Source organism: Parasaccharibacter apium, from assembly GCF_002917995.1.
Classification (GTDB): domain Bacteria; phylum Pseudomonadota; class Alphaproteobacteria; order Acetobacterales; family Acetobacteraceae; genus Bombella; species Bombella apis.
The window spans coordinates 274,531-297,927 of record NZ_LMYH01000012.1 but is presented as its reverse complement, the minus strand read 5'-3'; the positions used below and the strand labels follow the sequence as shown (position 1 = coordinate 297,927).

The following is a 23,397-nucleotide window of genomic DNA, read 5'->3' as shown; positions in this document are numbered from 1 at the left end:
ATGGGGAGCGGCACAAGCTCAAGTCTATCGCGAGGAAGCGCTAGAGCTTCGCGTGGGGGATCGCGTTCAGTTTACGCGGAACGACAAAGCGGCAAAGCGCGTGAATGGGCAGCTTGGGGAGGTGATTACAATCGACCCAGACCGAGGCCTTGCCCGCGTCAAACTCCAAGGCAACCGGATTGAGACATTGAACTTGGAGAGCGCGCGAGACAGGCATTTCTCGCATGCCTATGTGTCTACTGCTTTTGCAGCTCAGGGGCGGACAGCGGAGCGGGTGTTTGCCAATGCGGAGAGCTCGGCCACGCATCTTTTGGAGCAAAAGAGCTTTTATGTGGCCCTCTCACGCGCGAAGGTCGAAAGCGTGCTTTACACGGATGACCGCTCGAAAATGCAGGTCGGACTCCAGGAGCGTGCAGGAATAGCGACGCGCGCGCTTAAGGAACGCGGAGCTGACATGCAGGACGGGAAACAGAAAGCGCAAGAAAAGGCTCAAGCCGCCAGTCTTGCCCTATGAGGAACAGTATTGTGCCTCTTGCAATCTTATGTAACCAATTAGGATATGCTTTGGCCGTTTGAACTTCATCGATCCTATCATCGTCGCAATGATATTCATGCGCGTTTTGGGGGTCAGCAACAGGGCGGCATTTCAACGCCGGCTGACGCGCCTGGGATCTTCATTTTTACCGGGCACGGCGCGGGCCATGTTGGCTACCAAGATGCTTTCGAAGCAGATGGGAGCTTCCGCTATACGGGGCAAGGCCAGCTTGGCGATATGCGGATGATCTCGGGAAACCGAGCCATCCGCGATCATGTGCAGAACGGCAAAGATCTTCTGTTGTTTCAGCAGACCAAGAAAGGTGGCCCGGTCCGGTTTGAAGGACTCTATGTCTGCGGAGGTTGGGAGATTGAGCAGCAGCCCGATATGGACGGTCAGCCACGGCAGGCGATTGTCTTTACATTGGTGCCTCAGAACGGGCTTTCCAGCGAGGCTGAAGATCTTGCGGAGGGCGCTCCGATTGATCTTTCGTTAGCAGAACTGAGAGAGCGAGCGCTCCAAGCAGCTGTTGGATCCAATGAGACCAGCCCGCGTATCGCGTTGGCGAACGTAAGAGCTCGCAGCAAAGCAGTACGGGATTACGTTCTGGCGCGTGCTGCTGGGGCATGTGAAGCTTGCAGAAGTCCAGCTCCGTTTTTGACGTCCTCGGGGCAGCCCTATCTCGAAGCACATCATATCCACAAACTGAGTGATGGCGGTCCGGATCACCCAGCATCGGTCGCTGCAGTTTGCCCAAACTGCCACCGTCGGGCGCATTTCGGAGAGGATCAGATAACCTTGAACAACGAATTGCTCGAGCGAGTAAAGCAGCTTGAACAGTGACGGGATGTTGTCGGCAATGGGGGGGAAGCAGTAGGTCGGCTGTTGGACGCATGACAACCTGAGTGGACATTTACATCGAAGGTCTTTACGACGACTACGTGCTAATTTGTGCCATCTGCTTAGTTAAACTTGGATTCTGAAAGCAGCCGCATCGGCTTTAGGTTCATCCGCTGAGCGATGTCACTCCGTTGGGGCTTGTATCTTCTTGCCGGAACAATAGGCTATTATCTCAAGGATGCGGAGCGCAGGGTTGATAGAGCGGATACGAAACAGACTGGAGAGAGCATTAGAAGCTCAAGGCTCCGGTAACGCCACTCGCACGCACAGCGGCGTCGCAATTGGATCAAGCGTTGGGCAGGTGCGGAAGCGCAATGAAGATTGTTGCCTCGTCGCGCGAGTGTCCTATGCACATGATAGTCGTACGAATTTTACTATCGCGATTATTTGCGACGGTCTTGGTGGCATGAGTCAAGGCCGGGAGGCCGCGATTCTTGCTGCCAGTTCCTTTACTGCTTATTTGTTTTCCTCCCCGCTTATCGGCTGGAAAGAGCGCCTTTCTAAGGCAATCGCATTTGCGAACACACAAATCTATCAGCGACTACATGGTGCCGGTGGCACAACGCTGTCTGCAGTCATTTCATTCAATGATGGGGCAATATTTTGTCACGTGGGCGACAGCCGCGTCTACGGTGTCATGCCCGACCGCGTGGTAGAGCAATTAAGTCGCGATGATACTATTAATGCTCTTTTGAAACGGCAAGAAGGACAAGGGGAGGCTCCGAAGGACTCGCGGTTGCTTCAGTTCGTCGGGATGGGCGAGGAAATGGAGGCTCAGATTGCCCCCGTTCCAGGCCATTGTCGTTCGGTCCTCCTGACATCCGACGGTGCGCACGATGTTCCCAACTCTGTATTCCAACGTGTCGTAAGTGCCGCTGCGGGAGGGGGTGACCTTGTCCGCAAATTGCTGATGCTGTCCGACATGACGGGCGGTCGCGATAACGCCTCAGCCATTTTTTTTCCCATAGGAACCGAGACGGAACTCTACGACGAGAGAGGGGATAACGAGCTGCTCGCCATCCTGCCTAACGATACCTTGACGATCCATATCACGGGGCCAGACGCATGGGAGCGTTCGGAACACATACGCAATGCGCCCCCGAACTATCAGCGGCCTGAACCGAGCAAGCGGATCGAAGAGCGACCCGCCTCGAAAAAGATCGCCGCTCCGGAGCGGGCCGTCAACAATGAACAGGAGATCAAGCCTGCTGCCTCCAAGGAGAAATCGCGGACAAACAAGGCGCGCAAGACCAAACGGCGGCCCACTACTCCAAAAGCTGAAGCTGCTGCCCAGTTGCAGTTTGATGGACCCAACAACGAAGTCGATGTCCAGTTTTCGACGCCCACTACCCCACCCGAAGAGGACAAACAATGAAGTTGCCCGCTCGCTATGAAAAAGATGGAGCCTCCTTTTCCGGCGGTGGGATGTCGACCGCGTTTAAGTGCAAAGACAAGCATTTGGATCGTCCTGTGCTCGTCAAGATGCTCCAAACGGGGGTAGACAAGAAGCGTATTCTCGATGAAGTCAAGGCTCTAGGTGCCATCCGATCCAAGCATGTTGTTCAGATTTACGATGTACTGAAAGATAGCTCAGGTGAGGTTGCTGCGCTTGTGGAGGAGTTCCTTCCCGGCCAAGATCTGAATGACGTCATCCCAATCAATGAGGTTGGAGAATTTCTACGCCACGTTTATGCGATTGCTTGCGGTCTCGCTGACATTCATGCAGTCGGGGTGGTGCATCGCGACATCAAGCCAAATAATATGAAAATCGACGCTGAGGGCTGTCTCCGAATTTTCGATTTCGGCTTGTCTCGAACTGACGGTGTAAATTGCGAGACGATCGGAACAATCGGAACACGGGGTTATATCGCGCCAGAACTTTGCGTTCCATCGGATCAAAAGGTTAACTTCACGTCGGCCGTTGACGTCTTTGCCTTTGGAGCCACGGCCCTAAAGCTCGTCCGAGGAAAACTGCCCCAGACGTTCTGCTCAATCCCGCCCGACTTACCGAGTGTGGAGACTGATTTCACCAAGCAAACGCTCGCCCTTCCGCCAGCGATTGCCTCTATCCTCAATCAGTGCTTATCAAAAGAGCCTGCTAATCGCCCGAACATGGACACAGTCCGGGACACCATTGGTCGTCATCTGCTGCATGGTCGGCACAAGGCAACCATGATTGTTGGTGAGAAAATTCACTACATTGAGAAGATTGGTCAATCCGTGAAACTGAGCGCCGGTTCGTTAGGCTCGGTAAATGTAAGTTACAATGGATATGATTTCATCGCCACCAATGTTGTCGGTGACGTTTTTATCAATAATATGCGCATTGTTCCGCCACAGAATTTACCTGGCGCGTGCGTGATTACGCTAGGAGCACCCACTCTTGGCGTCAGAAGGCGATACATTACTTTTGATGTAACGCATCCGGAGGTGATTCTATGAGTGGTGTGCTGCATGCGATCGGCGATCTTGTAGGCGGTCGGTACCGAGTGACCAATTATATCGGTCAGGGCGGTATGCAGGAAGTCTACCGCGTCCACGATCAATTGCTCGAACGTGACGTTGTTCTCAAGTCTCCCAAAAACCCAACCGCAGAAAAGCGTTTTAACAGAAGTGCTAATCTCAGTGCTCGCGTTAACCACGACAATGTGGCCAAGACGCTCGACTATGTCGAAGAAGGTGCTCGCTTCTATCTGGTCGAAGAACTGATTGAGGGCTGCGATCTTGGCCATTTCCTGAAAAACTATGTCGGGATGCTTGACCCCTTTGCAGCCGGACGCGTGATGCACCATCTAGCCAAAGGATTGGCGGCATCTCACCACGTCAATGTGATCCATCGCGACCTCAAGCCGACCAACGTTATGGTCGTAGGAGGCCAAGATTTTGTTGGTTTCAAGATTACGGACTTCGGCATCGCAAAAATGGCTCAAGAGGAGATTGAAGAAGCCGTGGCAGGTGATGAAGACGGCCTCACCAGTTCTCAAACCGCGCTCGGTGCCTTGCCTTACATGGCACCGGAAACGATTGACGATATGAAGCACGCAGATAAGCCCGCCGATGTTTGGGCCATTGCCGCACTAACCTTCGAGATTCTGACCGGCAAACGACCATTCGGCGCTGGCTACAAAGCCGTACCACTAATTCAAGCAGCAAAAGTGCCCCCCCTACCTCCTCTTTTAGTAAGCAAAAGCCAGTTCGCCCCATTTGTTACTGCGATATTCGAGCTCATCAAGTTATGTATGCAGAAAGATCCTGCATTACGCCCAACTGCTGACCAACTTGTGATGGCCTGTGAAGGTCTCTATTACTCGACGGTTCCTCGCGAATTTGGGACTATAAAAAAATTCGACAACAGTAGCTGGGGCTTTGCTTCTGCACTGGTGGGCAGCGATATCTTCTGCCACGTGGACTCGGTCTATGCCGCACCCGCTTTGGCCATTGGTGAGCGTGTCTGGATGAGTCCATATCCGGGTTCGCCCTCGCGCCGGGCTTTTCCTATTGTAAAGGCCAAATAGGCAGATGGTTGATGCTTAGGTAATCGCCCAAGTAGTTCAACTTTAGGCAGGCGTTACCTGCCTTGCCATAGGACAGTACGTCGACCTGCGGGCGTTGTAGCAAACGGTAGGTCTTGTCGTGCGAGTTCTTAAAAAGAGACATATGCCGATGCTCGAACCAGGCAGCGACACTTTGTCGGCTTAGAGGGAGACTATCAGAAGATCCATATGTCCGACATGAAGGCGTTAACAGGCTTTTCCTATAGCGCCCCTTCAGAATCCCTTGGTAGGTATTTTATGTGGTATAAAAAATTACAAATTATATAAAACCAATTATTATCAATATGTTATATGCTATTCATGGAGGACTCTCTCTCCGCCATGATGATTGTTCCCTTTGCATGTAAACTTTCGGTGCCGGGCGTTGTTCACCGGCAGGCTGGCCTGTGGCCTGATAGCCCGTTAGTTTGATACCCCGTAAGATATGGACTGCCTCCTTCAGACTGGTTTACGGAGGTCATGGCCCCAAACCGGGGCCTTTGGGAGAGAACAACATGCAGATGTCCGAACTGATGGTCGGCACCGTCATCATTGTCATCGTGGCGTTTCTGGCGGCCGGGTTGGGGTATCTGCTGGCCATGAGGCGGGCTGGGTTGAAGATATCTGATCTTGCCATGCAGGTCCGGCAGATGGAGGTGGCTTTCCAGCAGGCCAGTGACCGGAATGACAGGGACGGAGCGGAGCTTGTCCAGCTCAGGAACAGGCTTCATGACACGGAGCTTGCGGAGAATACAGCCCGCACGCAGCTGCGCAATGCCCATGAGACGGTCCAGCGGCTGGATGCGGCCCTGACGGAACGGGGCGGACAGTATGAGGCCCTCCTCCAGAAATATGGCATGCTTGAAAAAGAGCATGTGGAAATCAGAACAACGCTGGAGCGGAAAGAGGAACATTTCCGGGAGCAGATGCAGCAGCTTGGCGAAGCCAGGCAGTCGCTGGGGAAAGAGTTCGAAAATCTGGCCAACAGGATATTCGAGGAAAAAGGTAAGAGCTTCGCTGATGCCAGTCAGGTCAGTCTGTCGTCCATGCTGAAGCCGTTCCGGGAGCAGATCGAAGGGTTTCAGAAGCGGGTCAATGAGGTGCATGATGCGTCCCTCCAGGGGAACAGCACCCTCAATGCGGAGATCAGGAAGGTTCTGGAGATCGGCCTGAAGATGAGTCAGGAGGCCACCAACCTGACATCAGCCCTGAAGGGGGATTCGCAGCAGCGTGGTGCCTGGGGGGAGGCGCAGCTTCGCCGGACCCTGGAGATGAGCGGTCTTGTGGAAGAAGCCCATTATGAGGTCCAGAGTTCCTTCCGGGATGCGGAGGGGCGGCAGAAACAGACGGACTATCTGATCCGGCTGCCCGAAGGCAAACACATCATCATCGACAGCAAGGTGTCACTGAATGCCTATGACCGGGCCGTGGCGGCGGAGAGCCAGACGGAGCACGAGGCCGCTCTCAGGGAGCATGTGAAATCCGTCCGCCGGCACATGGATGATCTGGCCTCCAAGGATTACACGAACCTGATCGGGATGCGCAGTCCCGGTTTTGTCCTCATGTTCATGCCGATCGAGCCGGCCTACATCAGTGCCCTGAAGGCGGACCGGGACCTGTTTGACTATGGGTACAGGAAGGGCATCGTGCTGGTGTCCCACACGACACTCATTCCCATCCTGCGGACGGTCGCCAATCTGTGGATGATCGAACGGAGCCACCGGGAAGCCCGTGAGATCAGCGAGAAGGCAGGGGACATCTACAATTCGGTATGCCTTGTGGCCGAAAGATTGAATAAGCTGGGTGGAAGTCTGAACACGGCAAGTAACCATTACAACAGTGCCGTCAGGGCCTTGGCCGGGCAGCAGGGGCTGTATGGCCGGGTGGACCGTTTCAGGCAGCTTTCAGCCAAGGTCAGCAAAAATCTGCCCCGGCTGGAGGCGGCTCATATGGATTTTGAAACGGAACGTCTGGGCCTGATCGTGGAGCCAGTGGAAGATGATACCGGACAGCCGGTACCAGTGACCGGTCCCTGAATACGCCGCCCTTACTGGAAGAGGGACAGGATGTTCTGGGACTGCCCGTTGGCGATGGACAGGGACTTGATGCCAAGGGACTGTTTGGTCTGGAGAGATGTCAGTTTGGCAGACTCGGCAGACATGTCAGCATCCGTCAGCGCACCGGATGCTGCCGTGAGGGAATCGGACGATTTCTGCCCATAGGCACTCATGGAGCTGATGAGCTGCATGTTGGCGCCAAGGTCGGATGTGACGTTGGTCATCGCCTGGATGGCGTTCTGCGTGATCTGGATCATTCTGGGAAGACGCTGGGCCGTGGCCGCCGCATTGAAACCGTCGCTGATGCGGGCACCGTCAGGAGTGGCCGTCAGGAAGTTGTTCACGGTGGGGTCTTCGCCAGGCATTGCGCTGCCAGGGGTCATGCCGAACAGTTCCGTCATGATGTGGCCGATCCCGTAACCGGTCGTGAGGCCGATCATGTAGCCGTAGCTGTTCAGTGTCTGCGTGTCTCCCTGGAGGCTGGTGACAAAGGTCAGGCTGTTGGAGGTAATGCCCATTCCGTCCCCCGTGCCGCTCAGCGTGCCGCCGGAAAGAAGATTGACGCCTTTCACCGTGGCGTTTCGGGCGATGGTGTCGATGCTTTTCATGTAACCTGTCAGCTCTTTGTTGAGCTGGCCGAGAGATGATTCATTGCCGATGTTGTTGCCAACGGTTGTCACGGCATTCTGGACATTCTGAAGAACCTTGATGATGCTGTTGGCCGCAGAGTTGGTAGCGCTGAGAACCTGGGAGGCATAGCTTAGCCCGTCATTGACAGCACTTTGTCCTGCAATGTCCCCGCCAATCTGGGAGGCAATGCCGAAAGCGGCTGGATTGTCGGAGGCATTGGCCACTTTCTTGCCAGTGGAAACAGCGTTTTCCGTGTGGGCCAGATCCGTCTGTGTCGTGTTCAGTGTTTCCAGGGCAGCCAAGGAAGACTGGTTGGTGTTGATGGAAAGACTCATGGCCCTTTCTCCCAGTTCATTAAGCGGAACCAACGGACATCTGCTGGCGGATGCAAGGAAACACGAAAATTTTACAAGCTTCTTAAATTTTGAATGAAAAATGGTTCTTCACTTGTTTTATGAAAGTCACATTAGAGCGCCATTAAGATTCATCATGTCGAGAGCTGATTGTTTATAATATAGCAATATGAGTAATGTTTTAATTATATGAGATGGATTTCATGGCGACATGTCGTGAAAATGGCATATGTGCATTTCAACTTTATGAGCCAAGGACCGTCAGGATGACATGGGTTTCTTCCGGTCCGGTATTGTGAAACCAGTGCTCCATGTCCACGAGAATAATGGCCATCCAGCTGGTGGCAGGTGAAAATGGCGCGGGCAGGCGGTGGATTCAGAGGACAGTTCTGTAAGTATCTGTTTCTGTCATTCTGTCTTTCATGGGGTTGTTCTGTTTTTTCATCGTGTCCATCGCACGAGTGTCTGCTTCTGTTCCCCCAGCCCTTCAATGCCAAGCCGCATTTCGTCACCTTCCTGCAACCACAGGGGCGGCTTGTGTCCCATCCCGACACCGGGCGGTGTTCCGGTGGCAATGATGTCGCCGGGCAGGAGCGTCATGTACCGGCTGAGATAGGCGATGATCTCACGGACAGAGAAGATCATGGTGGCTGTCGAGCCGTCCTGACGGCGGGTTCCGTTCACGTCCAGCCAGAGGCGCAGGTTCTGCGGATCAGCGATCTCATCAGCCGTGACAAGGAAGGGGCCGACAGGTCCGAAATTGTCGCAGCCCTTGCCCTTGTCCCATTGTGAGGACTGCATCTGGAAACTGCGTTCTGACACATCATTGACGATGCAGTAGCCTGCCACATGCTCCAGAGCCTCCGCTTCCGTCACATGGCGGGCTGTGCTGCCGATGACGATGCCGAGCTCGACTTCCCAGTCCACTTGTGAAGCATGGGGCGGGATGGGGATGTCGTCATGGGCACCGCAGAGGGCGGAAGGAGCTTTCAGAAAGACGATTGGTTCCTGCGGGATGGGAAGACCGGCTTCTTCGGCATGATCGGCATAGTTCAGGCCAATGCAGACGCATTTGGAGACATGGCTGATGGGCACGCCGAACCGGGGAGAGCCTTCCACGGCTGGCAGGGTCGCTGCATCAATGGCTGCCACCTGAGCAAGGGATTGTGGGGAGAGACGCTCCGGCGTCAGGTCACTCCAGAGTCCCGAAAGGTCACGCAGTGTACCGGAACTGTCGATCAGTCCGGGCTTTTCAGAGCCGGGGCGGCCATAGCGGCAGAGTTTTGTCATGACGGGGTTTTTCCTGAGGGTTGCGGGGTGGTCATCCGCTCCAGTTTTTCAACGATTTTTCCGCATCGTTGCGTGAAGGCTTCCCGGCTGTAATGCTGTTCGATGTAACGTTTTGCAGCTTTGCCGTAGTCGTTCAGCAGGGCCGGGTTCTGAAAAATTTCTGCCAGCGTGTCGCAGAAGGTTTCAGGAATCCTGTCAGGTTGCAGCAGGAATCCTGTCTGACCGGGCTGGACGCTGTTGCGCATTTCCCCGACCGGTGTCGCCATGACAGGCAGGCTCATGTTCATGGCCTCATGGGCAGCCAGACACATGCCCTCATAACGTGAGGGCTGTGCGTAAAGCTGGAGCGTGCGGAGAAAGGCCGGAACATCCGTCTGGAAACCTTTCAGGGAGACGTGGTTTTCCAGCCCGTGCTGCCGGATGAGGGTTTCAAGCTCCGCCCGCTGGGGGCCATCGCCTGCAAAGGACAGGTGCACGAGGTCTGCCCACTGGGGATGACGTGCGCGGAACAGGGCCAGACCTTCGATGAGCAGGGGATAGTTTTTCACCTCATGCAGTCGCCCCGTGCTGCCGATGTGCAGAGGTGTCCCGCCATTCCAGTCCGGGGCCGGGTGGTTTTCGGGGGCGGCCACATAAAGAGGCCAGGACGTGATTTTCTCCGGCGGAATGTTCATTTTTTCCCGAAGGAAACGGGCTACATAAGCGGAATCTGCAACCCATAGCCGGGTAATGCGACGGCCTGCCGTGGTGGTGAAACGGATGCTGGCACTGTTCTTCCAGCTGACAACGGGAATATTGAGGAGTGCTCCGGCCAGCTGGCCCAGCAGTGTGGCCCGGCTCAGGGAGGTCCAGATGATGTCGGGCCGGTTCCGGCGGAGCAGGCGCAGGAGACGGATCAGCGTGAGGAAGAAACTGCGGCGCCGGCTGTCCAGAAGATGGTAGGGGATTCCGGCCTGTTCCAGATGAGGAGCTGCCCCCATGTCCCGAGGCTCGCAGGCGGTGACATCCACCTGATGGCCGAACTGTTCGAGGGTTTTTACGATATCCGGGATGGCAAATTCAGCCCCACCCGTTTCCAGGCTTGTGACAACATAATGGATATTCATGGAGACGGCAGAACCTCGGACAAGGGCAGGGAGGCAGAAGTCTGGCTGCCCACAGGCAGGAGATCAAGCCCTTTGCGGGTGGCCTGCGTATGAATCCTCATCATGGGGCAGGGGGATGGGGCCTTCACCACGGAAGGGCTTGCTGGCATCCAGAAAATTCTCGTTTGTCCGCAAGGTGTGTTCGATCACCACAAGGTGGGCCAGGGCACGGGTTATTTCCAGCCGGATGATGGCCTCATGGTCCTGTGTGTCCAGCTCACGCAGGCGGCGTATGGCGGCCCGGGTCAGGCGGGCTGCCCGGTCATGCCGGCGGGATGAGTGTTCAATGTAATAGAGAACCAGCGTGATGGGGCGGCGGGCGCTTTCCGGCAGATACTCACGGTTGAGCAGCCCTCGCAGGCGGATGATGTTCAGCCCGAGTGTCAGGGTAGCCAGCGTACCCTGAATACCGGCCTCCACAAGGGGGGACAGGGTGGTGGCGTGGCTGAGAAGGCGAGAGAAGCGGTCCGTACTGTGGCCAATCCATGCGCTGATCTGCGGTGTGCTGCTCAGGCTGGCAAGATTGCGCAGCTCCCGCAGTGTGGCACGGCGCAGCCGGAATTCTTCGGCCTTGCGGTTGAAAGGCAGGATGCTGCGGAAGATCAGCACGGCCGTTACACCTGCAAGGATGATGGCGAGGTTGGTGTTGTAGAATTTCGTCTCGTCAATGACATGATGATTCTGGATGCCCAGCATCAGGGGCATCAGCAGGTTGAAGGCCGAGGCTGCCGGGGCTGTGGCGGGGTTGGCCCGGGCTAACCCTCCGATCATCATCACGCAGGACAGGATGAGCACCAGAGGTTCATATGTCGTGACCATGGGAATGAAGATGAAGCAGAGCAGCCAGGCCACGCACCAGCCTACCGCAAGCCCTTTGAGGAATTTGATTGTTCCCAGTACGGGGTCTTCCTTTGTGGCGAAAAGGCCGCAGATCAGGGCCGTGATGCTGATGAGTGTGTTGCCATTGGACCATGCCGTGATTTCATAAATGAAGGATGTGACCAGAATGGTCAGCGCCGCACGGAACCCGTTATTGAAGGCAAGTCGCCCGTCCCGGTGCGTATGGCGCTGGAACTGGAAATGGTCACCACGCACACTGTGCGTGCTGGCGTGATATTCCGTGATGGCTTCTTCCAGATCACCGATCAGATCCCCAAGGGATGAGAATAGAATACGTTCATCCAGTGCGGAATCAGTAATGATGGTGGTCTTGTCCCGTAGAGGGGTTAGTGGGCCAGAGGTGGAGATGATCTTTTGCCGGTGCGGGGTTGCATAACGGCGGCAGATGTCCCGGAGGTGCTGGAGCTCGGCGAGAAGTTCCGAGATTTCGGCTTCCTGGGGCAGGCGGCTGGAGAAGTCCTTCAGAAAATGCCGGAACGCCCGTGCCACCGTGTCAAAATCCTGATGGTTGGAGGAGAGCAGCTCCAACCGTGTAGCCATACCGAAACTGCGGGAGAGCAGGGCAGATACGGCGGCCAGGGCGGCACGGGCATGGTCGCCTTCATGACCATGCGCACCCATTTCCAGTTCCGCAAATTCGATCTGGTCGTTGATGGAGAGGATGGTGCCGAACAGCTTGCGGGCTTCTGTCAGGGCGCCGGTGTCCCTCTGGAGAATATGGTGGAGGGTGTCGGCCACCAGTGTTAGGGCCGATTCCAGTTTCTGCCGTATCTTGAGATGGGCTACACGGTCCTGGTTGAAGGCGAAGAGAAGCCCGATGAAGGCCTCACACAGCACGCCGAGGATGATGTAACTGGCACGGGATACGGCAAACATGAAGATGCTGCCCGTATGCGGGACGACATCCATGCAGATGATGGCGCAGGTGTAGCCGGAGAGAACCAGCGCATAGGAGCGGAAGTTGCTGACAAAGGTGGCCAGCCCGCTGCAGAGGCCAATCCACAGGGCAATGATCGGGAAAAACAGCCAGGGAGCCTGCGGATATATGCCGACGAAGATCAGGGCCGCTACACCGCCAGCCAATGTTCCTATGATGCGCCAACGGGCTTTGGAGAGGCTTTCTCCTCGTGTCAGCTGCGCTACGGACCAGACCGTCATGGGGGCCCAGATGGGACTGTCCAGCTCCAGCCAGAGAGCGATCCCCAGAGACAGACAGGCTGCAATGGTAGTCCGCAGGGCGAAGAGAAATCCATCCAGAGACGGGGTGAAGATCCAGTAGAAAAAGGACGGGGTCCTGAAGTTCAGAAAACGGGTGATCATTGCGCATCCAGTGGCTTTCAGGACGGGAGATTACTGCCCTTTACGCATGGATGCGAGGGGTCACACTTATAATTGAACAAAAATATCGGAATGATTTCAGAGGGAATATTTTTTTCATTATCGTGGAATATTTCTCTTTTTTGTTTAAAGGAAAAATAGTAAAACTTTTCTGAAAATTCTGCTGAAGACTTGTAGCTGCAAAGGTTATTCAATGACGGACAATACTCAGGCTGAAGGAACTCAGACGGCCCCGAATGAAGAGCGCAGAAAGCTGCTGGAGCTGACGACTGATATTGTCGTCGCAAAGTTGACTGGTTCTGATGTCTCTGCTGACAGCCTGCCGGGACTGATCCGCCAGGTTTATGAGGCACTTGCCGGGCAGGGGGGAGAAAGCGGTGACGTAGTGGAGCAGACCCGGCAGCAGCCGGCCGTGCCCGTGCGCAAGTCCGTCTACCCTGATTATATCGTCTGTCTGGAAGACGGAAAGAAGCTGAAGATGCTGAAGCGGCACCTGAAGAGCACGTATGACATGACGCCGGACCAGTATCGGGAGAAGTGGGGTCTGCCTGCGGATTACCCGATGGTGGCGCCAGCCTATGCTGCACGGCGGTCCGAGCTGGCCAGAACGATTGGGCTCGGGCGTAATATTGGTGTCTCAGCCGAGAATAAACGGGATAATGGCAGTAAAAACTGAAACCGTTTATTAACATCAATCTGAAAAAAGCCGGGCGTAAACCCGGCTTTTTTCATAGTAGAGCATTTTTTCTTGACGTTTCTGGCGTCCTATTGTCACTCTTCGGAAGAATGATCAGTGACGGAGAGTTTGGATGACACGCTCGGAATTTGTCGCTTTACTGACCTCCCGCCTGGAGGGTGTTTCCAGAGATAAGGTTGATCAGGCTGTTGATGGGATATTTTCCCGTATCGCTTCTGGCCTTGCAGCAGGGAACAGGGCCGAACTGCGTGGCATAGGCAGTTTTGGAACACGCCAGCACACTGCCCATCAGGGACGGAACCCGAGAACGGGTCAGTCCGTGGCTGTCAGGGCGAAGCGTGTTCCTTTTTTCCGGGCTGGAAAAGACCTGCGCGAGAGGGTCAATCAGCCGAAGAAATGAACGGCTCTGCGCTATGTGAGGGGGTTTCTTTCCCCGTACGGGCCGTATTGAGTTCTTCCAGCAGGAAGTCCCGGAAGACTGAAATCCTTTTGGAGCTTCTCAGCTCTTCCGGATAGACAAAGAACGCCTCTGCCAGCGGGCCGTGCACATCTGGGAGGATACGGACAAGGTTAGGATGGGCGGAAGCTGTGTAGAAGGGCAGGGTTCCGATGCCGTTGCCCTGCGCAATGGCCATGCCGACCGCCGCAATGTTGTTGACGGCAAGGCGGACCTTGGGGTGGAGGATGATCTTGTCCTTCACGAGCCGTTCAATCAGCCAGTTTACATGGGGCAGGGGAAGGTGCCAGCCAGCAAAGCCGATCAGATTGTGGTCGGCTAGGTCCTTCAGCGTGGTGGGGGTGCCGTGCTCTTCCAGATACTCCCGGCTGGCATAGATGGGCATGTGAAAACTGGCCAGGTGACGTTGGATGAGGTCGGGCTGGGTGGGAGGATGGAGACGGATGGCGACATCAGCTTCCCGCATGCTCAGGTCAAGATCGGAATCCTCAAGCAGGAGCGTGACTTCCACATGGGGATGACGTTCCATGAAGTGATGGAGACGGGGTGTCAGCCAAGAGAGGCCAAAGCCTGATGTGGTCGTGACCTTGATCTTCCCGGCCGCTTTCTCCCTGTTTTCACTCAGGAAAGCCTGGGTCAGGGCCAGTTTGGAGAAGACCTCCCGGGCCGTGCGGTGGAGCACCTCGCCCTGCTCGGTCAGGATAAGCCCACGGGCGTGGCGATGGAAGAGAGGTACGCCCAGTACGTCTTCCAGTGCAGAAATCTGCCGGGAGACAGCAGACTGGCTCAGGTTGAGACGATCACCGGCATGAGTGAAGGAGCCGGCTTCCGCCACGGTATGAAAGATACGGAGTTTGTCCCAGTCCATTTTCTGATTCCCGTACGCCCCTTCGCAATAATCATGGCCAGCTCTGCTCATAACGCCCCGCATCGTAACCTTAACCGTCTATCTATTTCATGAAAAATTCCCGAAAAGAAACGATCGGTCAAGGGCAGAATGCCTCTAAAGTTGGTTATATTTTCGTTAAATGAAGATGAAAGGCCATGAAAAGGATAGAGTTTAGTCCATTTTAGCTAGTGTTGACTGATAGAGGGCAGATCATCTTTCAGCAAGGCGAAAATGAGAGATGGTCTGCCCCTGTGCAGGTCTGTCAGGCACCATATTTTTTTTCGGCAAGGTAACGTTCCGCTTCCAGAGCGGCCATGCAGCCCGTACCGGCAGCCGTGACAGCCTGACGGTATGTCTTGTCCTGAATGTCGCCGGCTGCGAAGATGCCGGGAATGGACGTTGAGGCAGTTCCCGGCTGGGTTGTGATGTAGCCTTCTTCATCACAGAGGACTTCATGCCGGAAGGGGCCTGTGCTGGGGCTGTGGCCGATGGCCACAAACACGCCATCCACGGCGAGACGCTCCGTTTTCGTGTTATCCTGCGTGTCTGTCAGCTCAAGGGCCGTCACGACGGCGGGTGAACCTTCACCGATGATTTCGCGGACAGACCGGTTCCAGTGAACTTTGATCTTGGGATTGTCATGCAGGCGCTTCTGGAGGATGCGTTCGGCTTTCAGGCTGTCACGCCGGTGGATGAGATGCACGGTAGAGGCGTGGTGGGTCAGATAGAGGGCTTCTTCCACGGCCGTATTGCCCCCGCCTATGACGGCAACGTCCTTGCCGCGGTAGAAGAAGCCGTCGCAGGTTGCACAGGCAGACACGCCAGCACCCTGATATTTCTTTTCAGAATCGAGACCAAGCCACTTGGCCTGGGCGCCCGTGGCAATGACGACTGTACGTGCCAGGAACAGGTCGCCAGAATCCCCTTTCAGGTGGAAATAGCCTTCTGCATCAGGGCCCTGCTTGAGGGAGGCTTCCGTGATGAGGTCATAGAGCAGCTTCGTCCCGACATGTTCAGCCTGTTCCCGCATCTGTTCCATGAGCCATGGCCCCTGGACAGGCTGTGCAAAACCGGGAAAATTTTCGATTTCATCCGTGATGGTCAGCTGGCCACCGGGCTGCATGCCGGTAACCAGAAGAGGCTGCATGCCAGCCCGGGCGGCATAGATGGCTGCTGTATAGCCTGCCGGTCCGGCCCCGACGATCAGCATGTCGGTATGATGTGTCTCTGCCATTGAAAGCTCCGTGGTAAAGGGATCATCTTCCCGGCTACGGGGATGAGAGGAATGGTTTCGAAGGGGCGGGGTGATCTTAGGTCCGCTACGGGCTGGAGGATAACAGATATAGTATATGAAAGATTTCGGTAAAAATAATTATCTTGCGAAGAAACGAAATATTATTTCTCTTTTCCATGGGAAGAGTTTTCACATAAGAAAGATCAGTCTATACAGGCGGGGATAACCCCCTGCGGATGAGCCCGTTCCCCATCCGGGCCGCATGGGGGTTCTGTGAGCAGAGTTGCTGGAAACCATATGAGCATTGCAGACCTTGATGAGATTGACCGCAGTATCCTGGCGGAGCTCCAGCAGGATGGCCGTGTTACCAATGTGGAGCTGGCCCGACGGGTGGGAATTTCTGCGCCGCCCTGTCTGCGTCGTGTCAGGCGGCTGGAGGAGATGGGGCTCATCCAAGGCTATCATGCGACGCTGGCTCCGGCGATGCTGGGTTGGTCCATCACATTTTTTGTTCTGGTCGGGCTGGACAGCCAGAAAGGTGCCGTGCTGGCAGAGTTCGAGGCCCTGGTCGCAGAATGGCCGGAAACGCAGGAATGCCACATGATCCGGGGAGGGGAGGATTTCCTCCTCCGTCTCATGGCCCGGGATGCGGAACATCAGAATCGTCTGACACGGGACCTGATCGAGGTAACGCACGTCGTACGGGTACAGACTTTCCAGGTCATCAGGACAAGCTGTGAGAGAGCCGGCGTTCCGCTCTAGGAGCGGATCATGCTGAAACCTGTCCGCTTTTTCAGGCGCTGGAAGCCATTGCATATCCTGTTCTGCTGTGCGGCTCTGGGGTTCATGGTGCGGCTTTTTCTGGCTGCTGAAGTACCTCTCATACCTGATGAGGCCTATTACTGGCTCTGGTCCCGCCATATGCAGGCAGGGTATCTGGACCATCCCTTCATGGTGGCGTTGTGGATTCGGCTGGGAACCCTCTTGTGGGGGGATACGCCGTTTGGCGTACGGTTCTGTGGTCTGGTCGGTTTTGTCTGTGCCAACATATGGCTTTTTCTGGCCGCCCGTCGTTTTTTCCCTTCTCGTGACAGGGTGGGAGTTCGGGCGATTCTACTGTTGAATGTGACCCTGATGGCGTCTGTGGGGCTTGTTCCGGCCACGCCAGATGTCCCTCTGTTTGTTTTCCTTTGTCTGATGTTATGGGCTTTGTCTGGAGCCCTGCAGTCCCATGGGGCGGCAGCCTGTGGCTGGTGGGTGCTGTGCGGTATTGGTCTTGGTCTGGCAGCCGATTCCAAATACACGGCTCTTCTGCCGGGGCTCGGTCTGCTGGGGTTTGTTCTGTTTGGCGGCCGGGGGGCTTGGCGTATGGCCGGCCCCTGGTTGGGGGGAGGGGCAGCAGCCCTCATGGTGCTGCCAACCCTGGTCTGGAATGAAAGGCATGGCTGGGCGGGTTTGCTGAAACAGGGCGGACGGGCTTCGTACTGGCATCCTGAACGGGCCGGGCAGTTTCTGGGGGAACTGCTGGCGGGGCAGCTGGCCCTGTTGACCCCTTGGGTTGCTGTCCTGTGTTTCATGGGGCTATGGCGTGCCCGCCATGGGCAGCATGTGCTGTTGTGGCTGTCCGCTCCTGCGCTGCTGCTGTTTCTGGTGAATGTGACGGGAGAGCGTGTCCAGCCCAATTGGGTCTGGGTGCTGTATCCAGCCCTTATCCTGGCCGGGGCCGCTTATGCGGGTCGGCTCAGGGGAGCCTGTATGACGGGGGGCATCTGCACGGTTCTGGTCTATGCTCAGTGTCTGACGGGATGGTTGCCACTGCCCCCGCATATGGATCCCATCGCAAGGTTGGGGGCAGGTTGGAGTGATCTGGCAGCAGCGGTCGCAGAAGAGGCCGAAAAGGCAGGGATTTCATGTCTGGCAACGGACGATTATGCCCTGGCCTCAATTCTGGCGTTTCAGAAACCGCAAGGTCTTGCGGTGCTGGGAAAGGATTCCCGATGGGGCTATGTGGCAGGGCTTCCTCATGAGACGGTCAGGACGGTCCTGTATCTGAAGGATGGTCGGTATGGACCGGTGCCCGCAGGCGGCTGGGCCGTATGGCGGAAGGACAGGAAGCGGCCTGTAAGGGTCTATCTGCTGGAAAAACGGCACGACCTTTCCGGCTGGATCGTGCAGCGGCCTTGATGGGCGGCATGAAGGCAGACATGAAAAAAGCCATCCGAACATGGATGGCTTTCTCATTCGTACAAATACGAACAGGCTGACTTCAGAAGCCCTCGCGCTCCAGGCGCTTGCGCTCCATCTTGCGGGCGCGACGCACGGCCTCGGCAACCTCGCGGGCGCGGCGCTCGGATGGCTTTTCAAAGTGGCGACGGAGCTTCATCTCACGGAAGACGCCTTCGCGCTGCATTTTCTTCTTGAGGGCTTTCAGCGCCTGGTCAACATTATTATCACGAACGAGAACCTGCACGGTGTCGTCATCTCCTTTGGGGTTCTGATCCTTCCCGAGCGGTGTCTGTAGCATCACCCATTGAAGGACGCGGATCCGATTACAGTGTGAAGTGGCCTATCATACTCCAAAACGACAGACAATAGTTTCTGATGGGCATAAAGGGTGGAGGCCCTCTTTATCTGTGGATTATTTCGCCTGTCTGATGGTTCCTCATGGCTGGTGGGCGTATGGTGCATGTGGATGAGTGTGTGGTGAACAGGAGGAGGACGGGATGGGGGTACAGAATGACAGGCGTACCATGGTGGATGCGCACCTGTATCTGCGTGAAAATTCCATCAGGCAGTCCTTTGAGGGGCTCCTGGCCCTCTGGCGGTCCCTGTCCGCTGCTTGTGAAGGAGGGCTCGACTCTCACGGTCTGGGGCCTGCCCATTACCGGATCATGTTTTTTCTGGGCAGCCATGGCGGATTGCTGCCCAGTGAGCTGTGCAGGCGGCTTGGCATTACCAAACAGTCGCTGGGCCGGGCTCTTGGCGAGCTGAAAGCGAAAAAACTGGTCGAGCAGAAACAGGATGAAGGGGACCGGAGGAAGCGGCCCGTTTTTCTGACAGATGAGGGCAGACAGCTTGAGGCAGAACTTTTTGCTGCCATTCGCACTGTCCTGACACGGGCATACAGGCAGGTTGACGGAGCCGCTGTTGATGGGTTCCGCAGGGTCTTGCATGTTGCCGAATATGGCGGGCCGCTCTCGGAGGGGGGATAAGAAAAGGGGAAGAGCCGGACAAAGACTCTTCCCCTTCATGGAAAGGATTTTTCAGCCCGTTAGCCCGTCACCAGGCTGCTGGATGGATCAGGGCATCGAGTTGCCGACGCCCCCATTGCCGGTGCCCTGGCCACTCATCGGGCCGGCACCCATGCCACCATTTCCCAGTCCGCCGAAGGTGCTGCCCATGCTGCTCATCGGGTTGTAGCGGCCCACATTGCCCAGCAGCTCCCGCAGAACAGAAATATGCGTGCCCGGTGTCGGTGTAGCTCCGCCTGCCATGGAGACACGGATGGCATCATGCCTGTCCAGCACGTTCATCTTGCGGAGAACGCCAGCATTGTCGAAATTCAGGACCAGGACCTGCTGCTTGTCCACAACCGGATGAGCCAGCGGCACGAGGTCCTTCGTCATGGAAATGTAGATCCATGTATTGTCATTGAAGGTTGCATGGGCTGTCGGAGAGCCCAGTATGCTCAGGGCATCATTCTGGGTGCTGGAGTTGAGGACCAGCTGGTCATAATCCAGTTTCTCGATCAGCGCCCCGCGCGGGATGGGCGGCGGGCTGATGGCCTCACAGCCGCTGAGCATCAGCACCCCACCGGCCAGAAGGCCTGTCCAGCAACGGCGTCGCAGTGCCATGAAGCGGGCCAGACGGGGGAAGGGGGAGCTCTTGTCCGGGGTGGAGGCAGTAGAGAAGCTGGTCATGAAGGGCAAACTGTCCTGATGATATGCGGGCAAGCCATACGTGCTCTTTCCGGTGCCTCAGAGAGGGCAGCATGTCAATCTTTTTCGTGGATTGTCGGGCTGTGGCTGTCCGGCAGCAGTTTAGGCTTGACTTCATGGCGTCAGCCCCTTCTGAAAGAGGCACCCTGGTAAATTATCGTGAGGTCATGATGTCATCTGGAGGCAGAGCAGACGCCGGAACACAGTCAGAAGAAAGGATTGCGCCAGAGTTCTCGCGCCGCATTCCACTGGCAAAGACGGGCCGCCCTCTTGAAGAGCATGTGGAGGCCAATGCTGAGGAGAGGGAAGGTCTGCGGAAGCGCTTTGGTCTTCTGTCTTTGAAGGAGCTGTCCTGCACTTTTGCGCTGAGGCGGGGGGCGGAGAATATCGTACTGGCGGAAGGTCATATCCGGGCGGAGGTGGAGCAGGCCTGCATCATCACGGGTGAACCGGTGAAAGAGGTGATCGACGAGCCGTTCAGTTTACGTTTCGTCCCGGTTTCCGAGATGCCTGATGAAGAGGATATCGATATTGAGGCTCTGCTTCAGGAAGATGCCGATGATGTTCCTTATGATGGCCGCATGATTGATCTGGGCGAGGCTGCAGCAGAACAGCTGGCCCTCTGCCTGACTTCTTATCCGCGGCGGGCAGGAGCAGGGCTGGAGCAGTTCGTGGAGGTCACACCGTCTGATGATGAGCTGGATGCACGGCCCGGCGCAGCCCGGGAAAATCCTTTTGACGTGCTGAAAAAACTCAGGAAGGAGCCGTGAAGGAGTGGTAATCTTTCCGCCTTTCTGGTAAAGGCGGGGAGTAAGGAGCGATGCCGTAGTGGCATTGATGCTTGCAGAGAGATGCTCTCTCTGCTAGAGCCCCACGCCTGAGCACCGTGGCTTATGGCGGTGGTGAAGACCTAATGAGATTTCTCTGGCTTGAGGCCGCGCCGTGCGGTAGCAGAAGCCGGATACGCAACCCAGTGAGAGGCAGATACCCATGGCCGTCCCTAAGAGAAAGACTACGCCGTCCCGTCGTGGCATGCGTCGCAGCCATCAGGCTCTTCGTGTTGAGGCGCATGCTGAATGCGCCAACTGTGGCGAGATGAAGCGCCCGCATCATGTGTGCAGCCATTGTGGCCATTATGATGGCCGTGAGGTTGTCAGTGCAGAGGGCCGTGCGCTGAAGACAGCCGTTCGCGCCTGATTGCCCGTATCCTGAGGGATACTGCCGCCCCGGGCTTCCGGTCCGGGGTTGCATTTTCGTGCATCCTGCCTGAGCAGGAAAAACAAGGAATTTCTGGGGGCTGCACTCATGACGGAGGCGTCTGGCGTCAGAGCTGAGGGTGGAGTCGAAAAGCAGGCTGCACAATCCCCGGCTCCTTTTACTCTGGCCGTTGATGCCATGGGGGGAGATAACGCCCCCGAGATCGTTCTTGCGGGACTGGAGATGACGGCCATCCGTCACCCGGACATCCGGATTCTTCTCATAGGTGATGAGAAGGTCCTGAACGCATCACTCGTAAATTATCCCAAACTTTCTGGAATCTGCACCGTGCGCCATGCGCCGGAAAGCATTCCCATGGAGATGAAACCCACTGCGGCGCTTCGCGTGCGGGGATCCTCCATGCGGGTCGCCATGGAGGCTGTTGCCTCTGGTGAGGCTCGTGGCGTCGTGTCCGCCGGGAACAGTGGTGCGATGCTTGCATTGGCAAAGATCATCGTAAAAGCCCTGCCCGGTATTTCTCGCCCGGCCATGGCGGCTGTCCAGCCATCCGCCCGTGGTGATGTCGTCATGCTCGATCTGGGTGCGAATATCGTATGCGATGCCCGCAATCTGGTCGAATTCGCCATCATGGGGGAGGCCTTCGCACAGGCGGCCCTGTCCCTCAAGGCGCCCAGCATCGGGCTGCTCAATGTTGGTTCGGAAGAGCTGAAGGGCGACGAACGCCTGAAGCAGGCTGCCGAGCGCCTTCGGGACAGTGTGTTGTCTGACCGTTTCCACGGTTTTGTGGAGGGGCATGACATTACCGCCGGTGTGACCGATGTTGTCGTGACGGATGGTTTTACGGGCAATGTGGCACTGAAGACTGGTGAAGGGGCGCTGAAGCTGGCTTTCGGGTTGCTCAGGAGCGTGTTCATGAGTAGCTGGTTGACCCGGATCGGCTACCTTCTGGTCCGCCCCGGTCTGCGCCGCATGAAGGAATGGATCGATCCCAGCCGCTATAATGGCGCCGTTTTTGTGGGGCTGAATGGCATCGTGGTGAAGTCACATGGCGGGGCAGATGCCGAGGGTTTCGCCTCTGCGGTGGATGTTGCCGTGGATGCGGTGGAAAACAGGCTGAATGACAAGATCCGCCATCGTCTGGATCAGCTCGGCATGTTGGGGCAGTCTGGAGAAAGCAGAGAGCAGGAGTGACGTCTTCCATGGCGCAGGATAAACAGGTCCGGGGAGCGGCAGCGGGTGCCCGTCTGACAGGTGTCGGCAGTGCCCTTCCGCAGCGTGCTTTCAGCAATGAGGAGCTGGCTGCCGAATTCAGACTTGATACGTCGGATGAGTGGATCAGGACCAGGACCGGAATCCGTCAGCGGCATATTGTGTCTGGCGATGAATCCGCCGTATCCCTTGCGCATCTGGCAGCCCAGCGGGCGTTGGAACATGCTGGCAGAACAGCAGATGATGTGGATGCCGTCATCGTGGCAACATCAACGCCGGATCAGGTATTCCCTTCCGTTGCCGTACGTGTTCAGGCGGCTCTGGGCATGGAACGTGGTTTCGGGTTTGACGTCAGCGCAGCCTGCTCTGGTTTCGTGTATGCGTTGACAGTGGCTGATTCCATGATCCGCTCCGGTCAGGTCAGGCGTGCCATGGTGATCGGTGTGGAGGTATTTTCCCGTCTTCTGGACTGGGAAGACCGTTCCACCTGTGTGCTGTTCGGGGATGGCGCTGGTGCGGTCCTGCTCGAGGCAGGCGCAGGTGAGGGAGAGGGTATCCTGTCCACGCATCTTCACGCAGATGGCCGCTTGGGTGATCTGCTCTATGTTGATGGTGCCGTTGGCTGCGCGTCTGGCAAGGTGGCGTTGAAAATGCATGGGCGGGAGGTGTTCCGTCATGCTGTCGTCAACCTTGCTGCTGCTGTTGATGAAGCGCTGGAGACAAACGGTCTCAAGGGCACGGACATCCAGTGGCTGGTGCCGCATCAGGCGAATCTGCGGATCATTGATGGCATGGCCAAGAAGCTTGCCCTGCCGTCGGATCGCGTCGTGGTGACGGTAGACAGGCACGCCAACACGTCGGCGGCATCAATCCCCCTTGCTCTGGATGAAGCGGTCCGGGATGGGCGGATCAGGCAGGGCGATCTGGTCCTCATGGAGGCCCTTGGTGGTGGCCTTACATGGGGGTCTGCTCTGGTGAGAATGTAAGGCCTTTCCAGGCGGAATCAGCGCTTCTGAAACTCCCCTGATTTATATGCAGGGGAGTTCGTTTTTTCAGTGTGCTAATCAGATGGCT

At 56.4% G+C, this 23,397-nt stretch carries 23 protein-coding genes; 15 read left to right on the top strand and 8 right to left on the bottom strand.

Features of this window, described 5'->3' with window-relative positions; all coding sequences use genetic code 11:
- The 6 genes from ASO19_RS06040 to rmuC all read left to right on the top strand — a co-directional run.
- Positions 1 to 514: ATP-binding domain-containing protein (locus ASO19_RS06040; protein ID WP_373364711.1), on the top strand; the 514-nt coding region annotated here is incomplete at its 5' end.
- A gap of 45 nt (positions 515 to 559) precedes the next feature.
- Positions 560 to 1,378, top strand: coding sequence for an HNH endonuclease (locus ASO19_RS06035; protein ID WP_103765596.1), 819 nt, complete (start codon positions 560 to 562; stop codon positions 1,376 to 1,378).
- A 235-nt stretch (positions 1,379 to 1,613) separates the two neighbouring features.
- On the top strand, positions 1,614 to 2,810 hold the full coding sequence (locus ASO19_RS06030; protein ID WP_103765595.1) for a PP2C family protein-serine/threonine phosphatase: 1,197 nt from the start codon (positions 1,614 to 1,616) through the stop codon (positions 2,808 to 2,810).
- The gene (locus ASO19_RS06025; RefSeq protein ID WP_103765594.1) at positions 2,807 to 3,877 is read left to right on the top strand and encodes a serine/threonine-protein kinase; all 1,071 of its coding nucleotides are present in this window, start codon (positions 2,807 to 2,809) and stop codon (positions 3,875 to 3,877) included. The genes ASO19_RS06030 and ASO19_RS06025 overlap by 4 nt, the downstream gene beginning before the upstream one ends.
- Complete coding sequence (locus ASO19_RS06020) at positions 3,874 to 4,950, top strand: serine/threonine-protein kinase (RefSeq protein WP_103765593.1); 1,077 nt, start codon at positions 3,874 to 3,876, stop codon at positions 4,948 to 4,950. Before ASO19_RS06025 ends, ASO19_RS06020 begins: the two co-directional genes overlap by 4 nt.
- Before the next feature lie 533 nt (positions 4,951 to 5,483).
- A complete protein-coding gene (gene rmuC, locus ASO19_RS06015; protein ID WP_103765592.1) occupies positions 5,484 to 7,004 on the top strand; it encodes a DNA recombination protein RmuC in 1,521 nt (506 codons plus the stop codon).
- A gap of 11 nt (positions 7,005 to 7,015) precedes the next feature.
- Here rmuC and ASO19_RS06010 read toward each other — a convergent pair whose 3' ends face one another.
- From ASO19_RS06010 to ASO19_RS05995, 4 genes are all read right to left on the bottom strand, one after another.
- Complete coding sequence (locus ASO19_RS06010) at positions 7,016 to 7,990, bottom strand: flagellin (RefSeq protein ID WP_086431468.1); 975 nt, start codon at positions 7,988 to 7,990, stop codon at positions 7,016 to 7,018.
- Positions 7,991 to 8,449: 459 nt separating this feature from the next.
- Complete coding sequence (locus tag ASO19_RS06005) at positions 8,450 to 9,298, bottom strand: fumarylacetoacetate hydrolase family protein (protein WP_086431467.1); 849 nt, start codon at positions 9,296 to 9,298, stop codon at positions 8,450 to 8,452.
- Positions 9,295 to 10,404 carry a glycosyltransferase family 4 protein gene (locus ASO19_RS06000; RefSeq protein ID WP_103765591.1) on the bottom strand — a complete coding sequence of 370 codons (1,110 nt, stop codon included), beginning with the start codon at positions 10,402 to 10,404 and terminating at the stop codon, positions 9,295 to 9,297. Before ASO19_RS06000 ends, ASO19_RS06005 begins: the two co-directional genes overlap by 4 nt.
- 63 nt (positions 10,405 to 10,467) lie before the next feature.
- Positions 10,468 to 12,663, bottom strand: coding sequence for an FUSC family protein (locus ASO19_RS05995; RefSeq protein ID WP_081847696.1), 2,196 nt, complete (start codon positions 12,661 to 12,663; stop codon positions 10,468 to 10,470).
- A 211-nt stretch (positions 12,664 to 12,874) separates the two neighbouring features.
- Between ASO19_RS05995 and ASO19_RS05990 the strand changes: the two genes are divergently transcribed.
- Together ASO19_RS05990 and ASO19_RS05985 are read left to right on the top strand one after the other, a co-directional pair.
- Positions 12,875 to 13,357: a MucR family transcriptional regulator gene (locus tag ASO19_RS05990; RefSeq protein ID WP_086431465.1), complete on the top strand. Its 483-nt coding sequence runs from the start codon at positions 12,875 to 12,877 to the stop codon at positions 13,355 to 13,357.
- 133 nt (positions 13,358 to 13,490) lie between these two features.
- Positions 13,491 to 13,778, top strand: a complete 288-nt coding sequence (locus tag ASO19_RS05985) for an HU family DNA-binding protein (RefSeq protein WP_103765590.1) — start codon at positions 13,491 to 13,493, stop codon at positions 13,776 to 13,778.
- Here the strand turns inward: ASO19_RS05985 and ASO19_RS05980 are convergent.
- Together ASO19_RS05980 and trxB are read right to left on the bottom strand one after the other, a co-directional pair.
- Positions 13,759 to 14,703 (bottom strand): LysR family transcriptional regulator, encoded by a 945-nt coding sequence (locus ASO19_RS05980; RefSeq protein ID WP_052349033.1) that lies wholly within the window; start codon positions 14,701 to 14,703, stop codon positions 13,759 to 13,761. The two genes, ASO19_RS05985 and ASO19_RS05980, sit on opposite strands and share 20 nt — an antisense overlap.
- A 283-nt stretch (positions 14,704 to 14,986) precedes the next feature.
- Positions 14,987 to 15,958, bottom strand: coding sequence for a thioredoxin-disulfide reductase (trxB, locus tag ASO19_RS05975; RefSeq protein ID WP_103765589.1), 972 nt, complete (start codon positions 15,956 to 15,958; stop codon positions 14,987 to 14,989).
- A 297-nt stretch (positions 15,959 to 16,255) separates the two neighbouring features.
- Between trxB and ASO19_RS05970 the strand changes: the two genes are divergently transcribed.
- Together ASO19_RS05970 and ASO19_RS05965 are read left to right on the top strand one after the other, a co-directional pair.
- Positions 16,256 to 16,720 carry an Lrp/AsnC family transcriptional regulator gene (locus ASO19_RS05970; protein ID WP_043559880.1) on the top strand — a complete coding sequence of 155 codons (465 nt, stop codon included), beginning with the start codon at positions 16,256 to 16,258 and terminating at the stop codon, positions 16,718 to 16,720.
- 9 nt (positions 16,721 to 16,729) lie between these two features.
- Positions 16,730 to 18,142 carry an ArnT family glycosyltransferase gene (locus ASO19_RS05965; RefSeq protein ID WP_103765588.1) on the top strand — a complete coding sequence of 471 codons (1,413 nt, stop codon included), beginning with the start codon at positions 16,730 to 16,732 and terminating at the stop codon, positions 18,140 to 18,142.
- Between the two features lie 82 nt (positions 18,143 to 18,224).
- Here the strand turns inward: ASO19_RS05965 and rpsU are convergent, their stop codons facing one another.
- Positions 18,225 to 18,428 (bottom strand): 30S ribosomal protein S21, encoded by a 204-nt coding sequence (gene rpsU / locus ASO19_RS05960; RefSeq protein WP_026294133.1) that lies wholly within the window; start codon positions 18,426 to 18,428, stop codon positions 18,225 to 18,227.
- 253 nt (positions 18,429 to 18,681) lie between these two features.
- On the opposite strand from rpsU, the gene ASO19_RS05955 reads away from it, so the two are divergent.
- A complete protein-coding gene (locus tag ASO19_RS05955; RefSeq protein ID WP_052349035.1) occupies positions 18,682 to 19,170 on the top strand; it encodes a MarR family winged helix-turn-helix transcriptional regulator in 489 nt (162 codons plus the stop codon).
- An 87-nt stretch (positions 19,171 to 19,257) separates the two neighbouring features.
- Here the strand turns inward: ASO19_RS05955 and ASO19_RS05950 are convergent, their stop codons facing one another.
- The gene (locus ASO19_RS05950) at positions 19,258 to 19,878 is read right to left on the bottom strand and encodes an outer membrane protein assembly factor BamE (protein ID WP_373364574.1); all 621 of its coding nucleotides are present in this window, start codon (positions 19,876 to 19,878) and stop codon (positions 19,258 to 19,260) included.
- A 185-nt stretch (positions 19,879 to 20,063) separates the two neighbouring features.
- Here ASO19_RS05950 and ASO19_RS05945 point away from each other — a divergent pair, with 185 nt between their 5' ends.
- The 4 genes from ASO19_RS05945 to ASO19_RS05930 all read left to right on the top strand — a co-directional run bounded on the left by ASO19_RS05945 (position 20,064) and on the right by ASO19_RS05930 (position 23,309).
- Complete coding sequence (locus ASO19_RS05945; RefSeq protein WP_181005211.1) at positions 20,064 to 20,666, top strand: DUF177 domain-containing protein; 603 nt, start codon at positions 20,064 to 20,066, stop codon at positions 20,664 to 20,666.
- 220 nt (positions 20,667 to 20,886) lie between these two features.
- On the top strand, positions 20,887 to 21,093 hold the full coding sequence (gene rpmF / locus ASO19_RS05940; RefSeq protein ID WP_043559883.1) for a 50S ribosomal protein L32: 207 nt from the start codon (positions 20,887 to 20,889) through the stop codon (positions 21,091 to 21,093).
- Positions 21,094 to 21,201: 108 nt separating this feature from the next.
- A complete protein-coding gene (plsX, locus tag ASO19_RS05935; protein WP_043561104.1) occupies positions 21,202 to 22,305 on the top strand; it encodes a phosphate acyltransferase PlsX in 1,104 nt (367 codons plus the stop codon).
- An 8-nt stretch (positions 22,306 to 22,313) separates the two neighbouring features.
- Positions 22,314 to 23,309, top strand: coding sequence for a beta-ketoacyl-ACP synthase III (locus ASO19_RS05930; RefSeq protein WP_086431530.1), 996 nt, complete (start codon positions 22,314 to 22,316; stop codon positions 23,307 to 23,309).
- Positions 23,310 to 23,397: the final 88 nt, after the last annotated feature.